This is a genomic window from Falsiroseomonas sp. HC035 (genome assembly GCF_050563525.1).
Lineage (GTDB): Bacteria > Pseudomonadota > Alphaproteobacteria > Acetobacterales > Acetobacteraceae > Falsiroseomonas.
In genome coordinates this window covers 168064-180394 of record NZ_JBNXUN010000004.1, presented here as the reverse complement: position 1 = coordinate 180394, position 12331 = coordinate 168064, and the positions used below count along the sequence as shown (strand labels likewise).

Annotated in this window: 11 protein-coding genes and 1 pseudogene; 6 read left to right on the top strand and 6 right to left on the bottom strand. The window is 70.8% G+C overall.

Annotated features, from left to right (window positions below; translation table 11 throughout):
• Positions 1 to 34 precede the first annotated feature (34 nt).
• The 5 genes and pseudogenes from sucD to zapE all read right to left on the bottom strand — a co-directional run bounded on the left by sucD (position 35) and on the right by zapE (position 5143).
• Entirely contained in the window at positions 35 to 931 is an 897-nt protein-coding gene (gene sucD / locus ACLF3G_RS11165; RefSeq protein WP_430669440.1) for a succinate--CoA ligase subunit alpha, read from the bottom strand.
• A gap of 4 nt (positions 932 to 935) precedes the next feature.
• Positions 936 to 2132 (bottom strand): annotated as a pseudogene (gene sucC, locus ACLF3G_RS11160) (ADP-forming succinate--CoA ligase subunit beta); the annotation flags it as partial.
• Positions 2133 to 2209: 77 nt separating this feature from the next.
• Positions 2210 to 3163 carry a malate dehydrogenase gene (mdh, locus tag ACLF3G_RS11155; RefSeq protein ID WP_430669439.1) on the bottom strand — a complete coding sequence of 318 codons (954 nt, stop codon included), beginning with the start codon at positions 3161 to 3163 and terminating at the stop codon, positions 2210 to 2212.
• 200 nt (positions 3164 to 3363) lie between these two features.
• Positions 3364 to 3849 (bottom strand): hypothetical protein, encoded by a 486-nt coding sequence (locus tag ACLF3G_RS11150; protein ID WP_430669438.1) that lies wholly within the window; start codon positions 3847 to 3849, stop codon positions 3364 to 3366.
• Positions 3850 to 3979: 130 nt separating this feature from the next.
• Positions 3980 to 5143: a cell division protein ZapE gene (zapE, locus tag ACLF3G_RS11145; RefSeq protein ID WP_430669437.1), complete on the bottom strand. Its 1164-nt coding sequence runs from the start codon at positions 5141 to 5143 to the stop codon at positions 3980 to 3982.
• Between the two features lie 150 nt (positions 5144 to 5293).
• Between zapE and ACLF3G_RS11140 the strand changes: the two genes are divergently transcribed.
• Both ACLF3G_RS11140 and ACLF3G_RS11135 read left to right on the top strand, forming a co-directional pair.
• Positions 5294 to 6973, top strand: a complete 1680-nt coding sequence (locus tag ACLF3G_RS11140) for a glycosyltransferase (protein WP_430669436.1) — start codon at positions 5294 to 5296, stop codon at positions 6971 to 6973.
• Positions 6970 to 7611: an HAD-IA family hydrolase gene (locus tag ACLF3G_RS11135; protein WP_430669435.1), complete on the top strand. Its 642-nt coding sequence runs from the start codon at positions 6970 to 6972 to the stop codon at positions 7609 to 7611. Before ACLF3G_RS11140 ends, ACLF3G_RS11135 begins: the two co-directional genes overlap by 4 nt.
• A 99-nt stretch (positions 7612 to 7710) precedes the next feature.
• Here ACLF3G_RS11135 and pip read toward each other — a convergent pair whose 3' ends face one another.
• On the bottom strand, positions 7711 to 8661 hold the full coding sequence (gene pip, locus ACLF3G_RS11130; protein ID WP_430669434.1) for a prolyl aminopeptidase: 951 nt from the start codon (positions 8659 to 8661) through the stop codon (positions 7711 to 7713).
• 117 nt (positions 8662 to 8778) lie between these two features.
• Between pip and ACLF3G_RS11125 the strand changes: the two genes are divergently transcribed.
• The 4 genes from ACLF3G_RS11125 (at position 8779) to ACLF3G_RS11110 (ending at position 12328) form a co-directional block, all read left to right on the top strand.
• Complete coding sequence (locus ACLF3G_RS11125; protein WP_430669433.1) at positions 8779 to 9531, top strand: hypothetical protein; 753 nt, start codon at positions 8779 to 8781, stop codon at positions 9529 to 9531.
• 73 nt (positions 9532 to 9604) lie between these two features.
• The gene (locus tag ACLF3G_RS11120) at positions 9605 to 10591 is read left to right on the top strand and encodes a metal ABC transporter solute-binding protein, Zn/Mn family (RefSeq protein WP_430669432.1); all 987 of its coding nucleotides are present in this window, start codon (positions 9605 to 9607) and stop codon (positions 10589 to 10591) included.
• Between the two features lie 62 nt (positions 10592 to 10653).
• Complete coding sequence (locus tag ACLF3G_RS11115; RefSeq protein WP_430669431.1) at positions 10654 to 11814, top strand: hypothetical protein; 1161 nt, start codon at positions 10654 to 10656, stop codon at positions 11812 to 11814.
• Between the two features lie 136 nt (positions 11815 to 11950).
• On the top strand, positions 11951 to 12328 hold the full coding sequence (locus ACLF3G_RS11110) for a hypothetical protein (RefSeq protein ID WP_430669430.1): 378 nt from the start codon (positions 11951 to 11953) through the stop codon (positions 12326 to 12328).
• The last annotated feature ends 3 nt before the right edge of the window (positions 12329 to 12331 follow it).

Here is a 12331-nt window from a genome sequence, read left to right as displayed (position 1 = left end):
ACGGGAGCCTGCCATGAGCACGGTGACCCTTCCGTTACTTCTTCAGCGCCTTGACCATCGTCGAACCCAGCGCGGAGGGGCTGTCCGCGACATGGATGCCCGCCTTGGCCATCGCCGCCATCTTGGCTTCCGCCGTGTCGTTGCCACCCGAGATCACCGCGCCGGCATGGCCCATGCGGCGACCGGGGGGCGCCGTGGCGCCGGCGATGAAGCCGACCACCGGCTTGTTCGGCTTGCCCGCGCCGAAATTGTGCTCGGCCAAATATTCGGCGCCGATCACCTCCGACTGGCCGCCGATCTCGCCGATCATGATGATGGACTGGGTCTCGTCATCGGCCAGGAACAGCTTGAGGACATCGATGAAATCCATGCCCTTCACCGGGTCGCCGCCGATGCCGACGCAGGTGGACTGGCCAAGCCCGGCCGCCGTGGTCTGCGCCACCGCCTCATAGGTCAGGGTGCCGGAGCGGGAGACGATCCCGACCGAGCCGCGGCGGTGGATGTGACCCGGCATGATGCCGATCTTGCAGGCATCCGGCGTGATCACGCCCGGGCAGTTCGGTCCGACCAGGCGGGACTTCGAGCCATCGAGCGCGCGCTTGACCTTCACCATGTCGAGCACCGGAATGCCCTCCGTGATGCAGATGATCAGGGGGATCTCGGCGTCGATCGCCTCGAGGATGGCATCGGCGGCGAAGGGCGCCGGCACGTAGATGACGGAGGCATTGGCCCCGGTCGCGTCGCGGCATTCCACCACCGTGTTGAACACTGGCAGGTTGAGTTCCGGGTGCGTGGTGCCGCCCTTGCCCGGCGTCGTGCCGCCGATATAGGTGCTGCCATAGGCGATGCCCTGGCTCGCATGGAAGGTGCCCTGGGCGCCGGTGAAGCCCTGGGTCATGACGCGGGTGTTGGCGTCGATCAGAACGGCCATGGTCTCAGGCTCCCTTGACCGCGGCCACGACCTTCTGGGCCGCATCCGCGAGGTTGTCGGCCGCGATGATGGCGAGCCCCGATTCGGCCAGGATCTTCTTGCCGAGATCCACATTCGTGCCCTCGAGCCGCACCACCAGCGGCACCGACAGCTTCAGGTTCTTCGAAGCCTCGACGATGCCGTTGGCGATCATGTCGCACTTGGCGATGCCGCCGAAGATGTTGACCAGGATCGCCTTGACGTTGACGTCGGAGGTGATGATCCGGAACGCCTCCGTCACGCGTGCCGCATTCGCGGTGCCGCCGACGTCGAGGAAGTTCGCCGGCGACGACCCGTACAGCTTGATGATGTCCATCGTCGCCATGGCGAGGCCGGCGCCGTTCACCATGCAGCCGATCTCGCCATCGAGCGCCACGTAGTTCAGGTCGTTGTTGATGGCATCCAATTCCTTCGGATCCATCTCGCTGTCGTCACGGAGCGCTTCCAGGTCCTTGTGGCGGAACAGCGCGCTGTCGTCGAAGGACACCTTGGCGTCCAGCGCCACGATGTCGCCCTTGCCGGTGACGACCAGCGGGTTGATCTCGACGATGGCGCAGTCGAGTTCGATGAAGGCGCCGTAGAGGCTGGTTACGAACTTCGCGAAGGCGCTGACCTGCTTGCCTTCCAGGCCGAGGCCGAAGGCCAGCTTGCGCGCGTGGTAGGGGAAGATGCCGGAGGCGGGGTCGATGGCAACCTTCAGGATCTTCTCGGGGTGGTCATGCGCCACCTCCTCGATCTCCATGCCGCCTTCAGTGGAGGCCATGATGGTGACGCGCGAGGTCTCGCGGTCGATCAGCAGGCCGAGATACAGCTCCCGCTTGATGTCGCAGCCATCTTCCACGAAGACGCGTGATACAAGCTTGCCCGCCTCGCCGGTCTGCTTGGTGACCAGCACCTTGCCGATCATGGCATCCGCGGCGGCGCGCACATCCTCGACCGACTTGACGACGCGGACGCCGCCCTTGCCGTTCGGGTCGTTGGTGAAGCGGCCGGCGCCGCGGCCGCCGGCGTGGATCTGCGACTTCACGACATAGACCGGCCCGGGCAGCTTCTTCGCCGCCTCCGCCGCCTCATCCGCCGTCCAGGCGACGTGGCCTTCCAGCACCGCCACGCCGTAGCGGCGCAGCAATTCCTTGGCCTGGTATTCGTGGATGTTCATCCGATGTCTCCGGCAGGCAGGGCGCGAAAAACGGCCGGCGGCGCGATGCCTTCAAGGCACGGGGCCACCGGCGGGCGGTGTCAGACGCCGAGCGCCTTGAAATCCGCGATCAGCTTCTTCACCGCGTCGCAGGACTTGTCGAAGGCGGCCTTCTCCTCCGGCGTGAACTGCACCTCCATGATGCGCTCCACACCACCGGCGCCGATCACGACAGGGACGCCGACGTAGAACTGGTCCTGGCCGTATTCGCCGTTCAGCATCACGGCGCAGGGCAGCACGCGCCTCTTGTCCAGCAGGTAGCTTTCCGCCATGGCGATGGCGGACGCCGCCGGCGCGTAGAAGGCGGATCCCTTCTCCAGCAGCTTGACGATCTCGCCGCCGCCATTGGCGGTGCGCGCCACGATGGAGTCGATCTTTTCCTGCGTCGTCCAGCCCATCTTGATCAGGTCGGGCACCGGCACGCCGGCCACGGTGGAATAGCGGGTCAGCGGCACCATGGTGTCGCCATGGCCGCCCAGCACGAAGGCCGTCACATCCTCCACCGACACGCCGAATTCCTGCGCCAGGAACAGGCGGAAGCGGCTGGAATCCAGTACGCCGGCCATGCCGACCACCTTCTCCGGCGGCAGGCCGCTGCGCTGCTGCAGCACCCACACCATGACGTCCAGCGGATTGGTGATGCAGATGACGAAGGCGTTGGGGGCATGCGTCTTGATGCCCTCCGCCACCTGGCCGATCACGCCGGCATTCTTGGTCAGCAGGTCGTCGCGGCTCATGCCCGGCATGCGCGGGAAGCCGGCGGTGACGATGACGACATCGGCGCCCGCGATGTCGGCGTAGTCGCCGGTGCCCTTCATCTCCGAATCGAAGCCGTCCACCGGACCGGACTGCATGATGTCCAGCGCCTTGCCCGCGGCGACGCCCGGGAAGACGTCGAACATCACGACGTCGCCGAGTTCCTTGAGGCCGATCAGGTGGGCGAGCGTGCCGCCGATGTTGCCGGCGCCGATGAGCGCGATCTTCTTGCGGGCCATGCAGCGGTCCTTGCCAAAGGGGGGCCAAACGGGTGAGCCGAGTGGGGCTCATGAGGAGCTTCGCGGGATTTTCAAGGCCGCGCCGTTCCCGGCGCGCCCCGCCGCTTCCTACTCCCGCACCACCTTATGGGCAAGGCGGGCCGCGCTTGCGCGGCCTTTGTAGACTGAAGCCGGCCGCATCTGCGCGGCCGGGTGGGCGCTCAGAGAGGCATGCAGCGGATCACGTCGTCATGCCCGCGTGCCAGGGTCGCGAAGGTGCCGACCGGGCAGTCGCGCTGTTCCATGGTCATCGCCGGAAGGCCGGCCTGCCAGCCAAGGTTGCGGTTGCCGACGCTGCGGGAAATGGTGGCCGCGGCGGCGCCGCGCACCACGGTGCCACGGCGCTGCGCCCGCACGTCGTTGCGGCGGACCGCGACCTGCCCGTTGCGGACCCCGCTGCGCGCGGCGCGGGCCGTTGGCCGGCCGCTGCGGGCCACCGCGGCGGCGCGCGGCGGTGTGGCCCGGCCGCGCTGGGCGCTGGCGCGCGTCACCGTCCTGGGCGCGGCGCGGGTCGCGTTGCGGGTGGCGGGCTGCGCGGCGGACTGAGATCTGCTGGCCTGCGTCGTTCGGTCATTCTGCCTGGCGGCGTCTGCCGCCTGCGGCGCGAGGACAAGAAAAGACAACAGGGCAAACAGGACGGTCCGCATGCGATCAAAATCTCCCCGACACCGGCCCGATTCCGCGGGCCCGTGAAACCCCCCGGGACCCTGGAACAGGCTCCCCCCGCCAATCACTAGACTGACGGCACCGTGACCTGTCAACGGATCTTGAGGACTGTTACGTCAGGTGCGGAAGTTCCAGCCAATCCTGGCTCTGCATCTCGTTCAGGCGACTCGCAGTCCTGTAGAACATGGCAGCATTATGGCCTTCTTCATGAAGCCGGTCCGGAACCGCATCGGCACTCGCCAATAGCTTCACGCGGTGCTCGTACAGGGCGTCCACCAGAGTAATGAATCGTCTTGCACGATCGAAGTTCTCGGGCCCGAGCCGCGGAATGCCATCCAGCACCAGCGTATGGAAATGCGTCGCCACCGCCAGATAATCGGCCGGGCCGAGCGGGCGGCCGCACAGCGCCTCGAAGTCGAACCGGGCGACCCCGTTCGCGGCCTGCGGCACTTCCAGGCTGCGGCCGAGGAGGGTCAGGCGTGTAGGCTTGCCATGCGCCGAGCCGGTCAGCTCCTCGAAGGCGGTATCCAGGGCGCGGGTGGCGCGTTCATCGGCAGGCACGTGCCAGGTCGGCAGGGCGCGGATACGGTCGCGCCGGTAGTCCCGCGCCGCCTCCAGCGTCAGCACCTCCAGCCGGCGGGAGATCAGGCCGATGAAGGGCAGGAAGGCGTCGCGGCCGGGGCGGCCCTTGAACAGGTCCGCCGGCGCGGTGTTGGAGGTGGCGACCACCACCGTGCCGCGGGCGAACAGCGCCTGGAACAGCCGACCGAGGATCATCGCATCGGCGATGTCGTGCACCTGGAATTCGTCGAAGCACAGCAGCGCGGCCTGTTCGGTGATGGCATCGGCCAGCGGCGGGATGGGGTCCGCGGTGTCGCCGTTCGCCTGCTTCCAGGCGTGGATGCGGCGGTGCACATCCTGCATGAACTGATGAAAGTGGATGCGCTGCTTGCGGGCGACGTCGGCGGTTTCGAAGAACAGATCCATCAGCATGGATTTGCCGCGGCCCACCTCCCCCACCAGGTACAGGCCCATCGGCGTGCCGGCGGGGGCTTCCTCGGCAGCGACGGGCTTGCGGCGGGTGAAGCGGGCGAAGAAGCCGCCCTTCTCCGGCTGTTCCGGATCCGGGTCGTAGCCGCGGGTGCGGCGCCACAAATCCTGCAGCACTTCCACCGCGCGCGCCTGCGCCTGGTCGGCCGCCAGCGCACCGGCCACGACTCGGGCGCGGTAGGTGGGCAGCGGGCCTCCGCCAGTCCCGATCGGCCGATCATCCATGCGTCGCGCGATACCGCTTCGCGCCGCCGCCGGCAACGGTGGCCCGCCGGTGTCGCCGGCATAAGTGCCCCGCCGGCGTCGCCGGCATTGGTGCCCCGCCGGCGTCGTACGGTTGACGAAGGCCCAGGCGGCCCGCAGCCTCACGCCACGATGCCCCGCCCCGCCGCCGCCGCGCTGCTGTACGCCCCGGACGGCTTCGATGAATCGCGACCACAGGTGATGGGCCGGCAGGCAGCCGGGGCCGGGTTCCTCCGCGGGCTGGTCAGGCATGCGGATTTCGACCGGCTGGTTGCGCTGACCACCCGGCCCGGGCACGCCGGGGCCTTTCGGCGCCAGGTCGCGTCCCTGGGCGCGCGGGTGCCGGTGGAGACGCTGGAGGAGGCCGAGTATCGCCGGCTGGCGGAAACCGGCTGCCTCATGCTGCCGGGGCCGAGTCTCGGCGGGCATGGCTGGCGGCGCCGGCGGGTGGCGGCGGCGGCCGAGTTCTCCCTGGTCGGCATCACCCACACCATTGCCTCGGAGGCGGCGATGGAGTCCATCGCAGGCCTGCTGACGGCGCCGGTGCAGCCCTGGGATGCGCTGGTCTGCACCTCCACCGCCGTGCGCGGCGCCGTGCGGCGGCTTTGGGCCGGGGAGGCCGCCTGGCTCGCCCGGCGCGTCGGCGCGACGCGGCCGGAGGGGCCGGCGCTGCCGGTGATCCCGCTCGGCGTCGATGCGGAGGCGCTGGCGCCGGACCCGCGGGCGCGGGCGGAATGGCGCGCCAGGCTCGGGATCGGGCCTCGGGACGTGGCGGTGCTGCATCACGGGCGGCTGTCCTTCCACGCCAAGGCGCATCCCCTGCCAATGTTCCTGGGGATCGCCCGCGCAGCCTCGGCGACGCCCGGGACGCGCGTGGTGCTGATCCTGTCAGGCTGGTTCGCGGACGAGACGCAGCGGCGCGCCTTCACCGAGATGGCGCGGGCGCTGGCGCCCGACCTCGTCATCCGGCTGGTGGAACGGCCGGAGTCCGGCACCACGCTGCGCGCCGCGGCGGACCTGTTCGCCCTGCTGTCCGACAACGTGCAGGAAAGCTTCGGCCTGGCGCCGGTGGAGGCGATGGCGGCCGGGCTGCCCGTCGTGGCCTCGGATTGGGACGGGCTGCGCGACACCATCGAGCACGGCGTCACCGGCTTCCGCATCCCGACCCTGATGGCCGGGCCGATGCCGGACCTCGCCGCGCGGCTTGAGGGCGGGCAGGACAGCTACGACCACTACATCGGCGGCATCGCGCAGTTCACCGCGGTGGATGTCGGCGCCGCCGAGGCCGCCTTCGCCGCGCTGATCCGCGACGAGACCCTGCGCGCCCGGATGGCGACCGCCGCCCGCGCGCAGGCGCTGGCGCGGTTCGACTGGGCCGCCGTGATGGCGCAGTACCACCTGCTTTGGACGGAGCTGGCGCGGCTGCGCGCCGATGGCCGGGGCGAACGCGCCACCCCGCTGCGCGGCGAGGATCCGGTGCCGCGCCGCCCCGACCCGAGCGCCCTGTTCGCCGACTACCCGACGCGGCGGCTGGCGCCGGAGACGCGGCTGATGCTGGCGCCGGGCCCGTCCGATGCAAAGGCGGCGCTGGCGCGGGTGCTGGCGCTCGCGGCCATCCCGGGCGTGGCGGCGCGGGGGGACCTGCTGCCGGGGGCTGACAGCTTCGCCGAGGCGCTCGGCGCGTTGGAGGACGGGCCCGCCACCGCCGCCGCAATGGTGGCCACGCTGCCGCCAGGCCAGGCGGCGCGCATGCACCGGGCGATCGCGTGGCTGGTGAAGGTGGATGTGGTGCGGGAGGCGCCCGCGCCATGACCGTCCGTGCCCTGATCTTCGACTGCGACGGCACGCTGGTGGACAGCGAGCCGCTCGGCGCCGCGGTGTTCGCCGAGGCGCTGGCCGAACTGGGCCTGGCCCTGACCGCGGAGGCGGCGCTGGCCCGGTTCCGTGGTCGCCGCCTCGCCACCACGCTGGCCGAGGTCGGCGGCCTGCTCGGCCACGCGCTGCCCGCGGATTTCGAGGCGAGGCTACGGGATCGTACCGCCCTCGCCCTGCGTGCCGGGCTGCGGGAGATTGCCGGTGCGGCGGCGCTGGTACGCGCGCTGACCCTGCCCTTCTGTGTCGCCTCCAACGCACCGCGCGCCAAGATCGAGCTGAACCTGGAGCTGACCGGGCTGCGGCCGCATTTCGGCGACCGCATCTTCAGCGCCTATGAGGTCGGGTCCTGGAAGCCGGACCCGGGCTTGTTCCTGCATGCCGCCGATGCGCTGGCGATCCCACCGGACGCGTGCCTTGTCATCGAGGATAGCGAGGCCGGTGTCGTCGCCGCGCTGGCCGCCGGCATGCCGGTGCTGGCGCTGCTGCCGGAGGGCGATGCCGCCTGGCGCCCGCGCCACGTGCCGGCGATCCGGCAGCTTTCGGAAGTGGCGGCCTATCTCGGAAGCGCCGGCTAGACCCTGAGCCGCGCTGCTAGAAGCGCGGAGCATGATCGAACCTTTTGTTTGCTCGCCTGACTCACGCCTCCGGCCGTTCCAGCCTTCGGCGATCACGCTCTAGCTCCGCCGCCGGAACCGCTCCACCGCGCTGACCAGCGCCGTCCGCACACCCGGCTCCAGCGCCGAATGGCCGGCATCCGGGATCACCGTCAGCCGCGCCCGCGCCCAGGCCGCCGCCAGGTCGAAGGCGGTGTCGCAGGGGCAGACCATGTCGTAGCGGCCCTGCACGATCTCGGCCGGGATGTGGGCGATGCGGTGCATGTTGCCGAGCAGGCCCTCGGGCGGCAGGAACAGGTCGTGGCGGAAGTAATGCGCCTCGATCCGCGCCAGGCCGAGCGCGGTGCGGTCCTGTGCGAAGCTCGCCACCGTCTCCGGGCTCGGCAGCAGGGTTGAACAGGAGCCCTCATACAGGCTCCAGGCGCGCGCCGCCGGCTGGTGGACCATCGGGTCAGGGTCGCACAGGCGGCTGAGGTAGGCGGTCAGCAGGTCGCCGCGCTCCTCCGGCGGGACGTGTTCGGCAAAGGCGGCCCAGGCATCGGGGAAGACGCGGCGCAGACCGTACAGGAACCAGTCCACTTCCGTGCGGCGGCCGAGGAAGACGCCGCGCAGCACGCAGCCGGTGACGCGGTCCGGGTGCGCCTGGGCGTAGGCCAGCGCCAGGGTGCTGCCCCAGGACCCGCCGAACAGCAGCCAGCGCTCGATGCCGAGGAAGCGGCGCAGCGCCTCGATATCCTCGACCAGGTGCGGCGTCGTGTTGTCCCGCAGGTCACCGAGCGGGCGGGACCGGCCGGCGCCGCGCTGGTCGAAGATCACCACGCGCCAATGGTGCGGGTCGAAGAAGCGGCGATGGATGGCGCCGGCGCCGGCGCCCGGGCCGCCATGCAGGAACAGCGCCGGCTGGCCGCGCGGATTGCCGACCTGCTCCCAGTACATGACATGGCCGGCTGACAGCGGCAGCAGCCCGGTCTCGAAAGGCGCAATATCGGGATAAAGGTCGCCGCGTGGCATTTTTCCCCTCTACGGCGGCGGGGCGCCCCGAGTCCATAAGGGTTGTTGACGGAACCGGTGCGGAATTGCGGCCGCGCACCCTTCGCCCCGGGCCGTTTCGTGCCTAGTTTGCAGGACATGGCCGAGACCCCCTCGGCCGGCTCCCGTTCCGCCACCGCCGGCGCCCTGCGCTGCGGGGTGTGTGGCACGGAAAGCCGGCACCCCGCTTTTCGCCCCGCGCCGCCCGAACAGGCGCCGGACCTCGACCTGCGTCCGGGGGAGCCGGTGCGCTCCACCATGGCGCGCTGGCTGCAGCAATGCCCGGGTTGCGGCTATGCGGCGCCCGACATCACCCGCGCGCATCCGGCCGCAGCGGAGGCAGTGCGCGCCGCGCCGTTCCGCGCCCTGCTGGCGGAATCCGGCACCCCGCCCCTCGCCCGCCGCTTCCTGGCCTGGGCGCTGGTGCTGGAGGAGACCGGCGCGCTGCATGCCGCGGCGGAGGCGACGCTGCACGCTGCCTGGGTGGCGGACGATCTCGGCCGGCCGGACCTCGCGCGGGCCTGGCGGCTGGATGCCGTGGCGCTGTGGCGCGGCGGGCCGACGCTGGATTCGGAACAGACGGTGCGGGTGATCGATGCGCTGCGCCGCGCCGAGGCCTGGGGCGATGCCGGCAACACCGCCGAACAGCTTGCGGCGACGGACCCTCCGGATGCGGTGGCGCAGGTGGTGGCGCTGGAGCTTCGGCTGATCGCGGCGGAGGATGCCGGGCGGCATACCGTGGCTTCCGCCCTGCCGCCGCCGTCCCGCCGACCGCATGTGACGCACCAGCGGATCGAGAAGCGTGGCGAGGGCCTGTTCGCGCGGCTGCGGCGATGGATCGGGCGGGGCTGAGCGACACGGCACCCTTGCCCGCTTCGGCTTGACCACCTATGGTTATATTATAACGTTGCAAAGGCAAGTCGCCATGCGTCGGCGCTCCCTCCTCGCCCTGCCCGGTTTGCTGCTGCCCGGCCTGGCCCCGGCCCAGACTGGGGCCCAGACACGGGCTCAGACCGGGGCCCAGACACAGGCCGCGCCGTCGGTCGTCGCGTCCTTTTCCATCCTGGGCGACATGGTCACGCAGATCGCCGGCGACCGGGTCCGGCTGCGCACGCTGGCCGGGCCGAACGCGGATGCGCACAGCTTCTCCCCCCGCCCGTCGGATGCACAGGCGCTGCGTGGCGCGGCGCTGGTGGTGCGGAACGGGCTCGGCTTCGATGGCTGGATGGACCGGATGATCCGTGCCGCCGGGTATGCCGGCCCGGTGGCGACCGCGACCCAGGGCATCACGCCGCGGCAAATGGATGCGCACGCGCACGGCCACGACCATGGCGGCGCCGCGCGGCGGCACAACCATTCCGTGGCGCCGCGCCAGGTGCCGGACCCGCATGCCTGGCAGGATCTGCGCTTCGGCATCGCCTATGCCCGCACCATCGCCGCCGCGCTGGCGGCCGCCGTGCCGGCCGAGGCCGCGGCGATCCAGGCCAATGCGGCGGCCTACGTCGCCCGGCTGGAGGCGCTGGACGCCTGGGTGCGCGCCGAGGTCGCGGCGGTGCCGGAGGCGCGCCGCAAGGTCGTGACCAGCCACGACGCCTTCGGCTATTTCGGCGCCACCTATGGCGTGACGTTCCTGGCGCCGCAGGGCATTTCAACCGAGGCCGAGCCCAGCGCCGCCGATGTTGCCCGCCTGATCCGCCAGATCCGCGCCGAGGGCATCACCGCGGTGTTCCTGGAGAACATGGGCAACCCGGCGACGCTGGAGCGCCTGGCGCGGGAGGCCGGGGTGGTGGTCCGCGGCCGGCTCTACGCCGATGCGCTGTCCGAGCCCTCCGGCCTCGCGCCCACATACGAGGCGATGTTCCGCCACAACATCGGCGTCCTGGTTCCGGCGATGCGCGGCGACGCGGCGTGAGGTCCGCCCTTCTCGCATTCGCCGCAACGCTTCCCTTGGCGGCCGGCGCGCAGGAGGTCCGCTTGGATGCCGGCTTCCAGCCGCATCTGGCGACCGAGGTCGATCTCGGCTTCACCGCCGTCGGCACCACCCGCGCGACCGACCGCGAACGCCGCGGCACCAGCGGCTTCCTGTACGGCGAGGTGGCGGCCGGGCTGCACCTGGCACCGGGCTTCTCGATCCAGGGCGTACTGGCCTTCGAGCCGATCGGCGAGGGCGATGCGCTGGGTGGGTCGCCGGATGGCGGCGTCACCGGCTTTCGCCGCCAATCCGCCTTCCTCGAGGCGCTGTTCGCGGAATGGCGGCCGACCGAGGATCTGACCCTCCAGGCCGGCCGCTTCGTCGCGCCCTTCGGCCGCGGCCACCACGACTTCCCGGGCATCCTGACGGGCATCCGGGCGCACGAGGTCTATGCCATCACCGACAGCCTCGGCGGCGGTGCGACCTATACCTTCCTGTCCGACCCGGTGCTGGGCGAGCACGACGTCTCCGCCGCCATCTTCACCCTGGACCGCACGGCGCTGTCCTCCACCTTCGCGACCCGCCGGCGCTGCTGCGACGAGCGCTACGAGCGCTTCAACCGCAACACCCGCCAGCAAGGCGGCCCGGCCAATACGGGCCAGGCGGACAATTTCGCGGTCGCGCTCGATGGCGATGGCTTCGCCTGGGCGCCGGGCCTGTCCTACCACCTGGGCGTTCTGACGCGCGGCGCGGGTAATGACGGCACCGCGCGCGAATGGGGCTATGCCGCCGGGCTGCGCTACGAACAGCGCTGGTCGCCCAGCCAGCGCACCATGTTCTTCGCCGAGGGCGTGCAGTACCGCAACGCCGCCGCCCGGCCGCGCACGGAGGTCACTCTGCTCGGCTTCGACCCCAGTACCGGCGACGAGATCGAGACGGTGCTGGAGACCGCGCTGCGCGAGCGTCGCACCTTCACCACGCTCGGCGTGCAGCACCGCATCGGCGAATGGCGCGGCACGGTCGCCTGGCAGCGCGATCAGCGGAAGCGCAGCGTCGAGACGCTGCCGACGGAGAACTATCTCGAAGCCTCCATCGGCACCGACCTGCCCTACAACTTCAAGGTCGATGCCGGCTACCAGTATGGGCGGTATGCGCGCGAGGATGCGGCGGGGCTGGGCATTTCGCACGCAGTGCTGTTCCGGCTGGGCTGGCGCGGATTGTGACGCCAGATCTGCGGGCACGACGGCATAAAGTGCGTTGAAATAAGGGCCGGCCGCGCCGCAACCTGCCGAAGCCGGCGGAAACGTGTTCCGCCGGCCGGGCTGTCTAGTCCTTGCCTCGCCGCAAGGAGAGACGGACATGAACCAAGTGATGTACTGGAATTCCGTGCTGCTCGAGGCATCGCGGCGCGACCATTCCCAGGGCTACGCCAACACCCAGCAGGCGGACCCTACCCATACCTCCCGCGCCATGGCGATCGTGCCTCTCGCGATCCACGACACCATCGCCTTCCTGCGCCGGCCGCCGGCGGCCTCCCTGGTGAAGCAGGGCGAACCGGTCATCGGCAACCCGGGAAGCATCGTGCTGGAGGATGCGATCGACGGCGCCGCCGTCCGGTCGCTGACCGCGATGTATCCTGCCTATGCCGATGACTTCACCGAGGCGCTCGGCACCTTTGGGAGGCTTCGACTTCGGCGCCTCGGTCGCCGATGCGATCCTCCAGTTCCGGGCGAATGACGA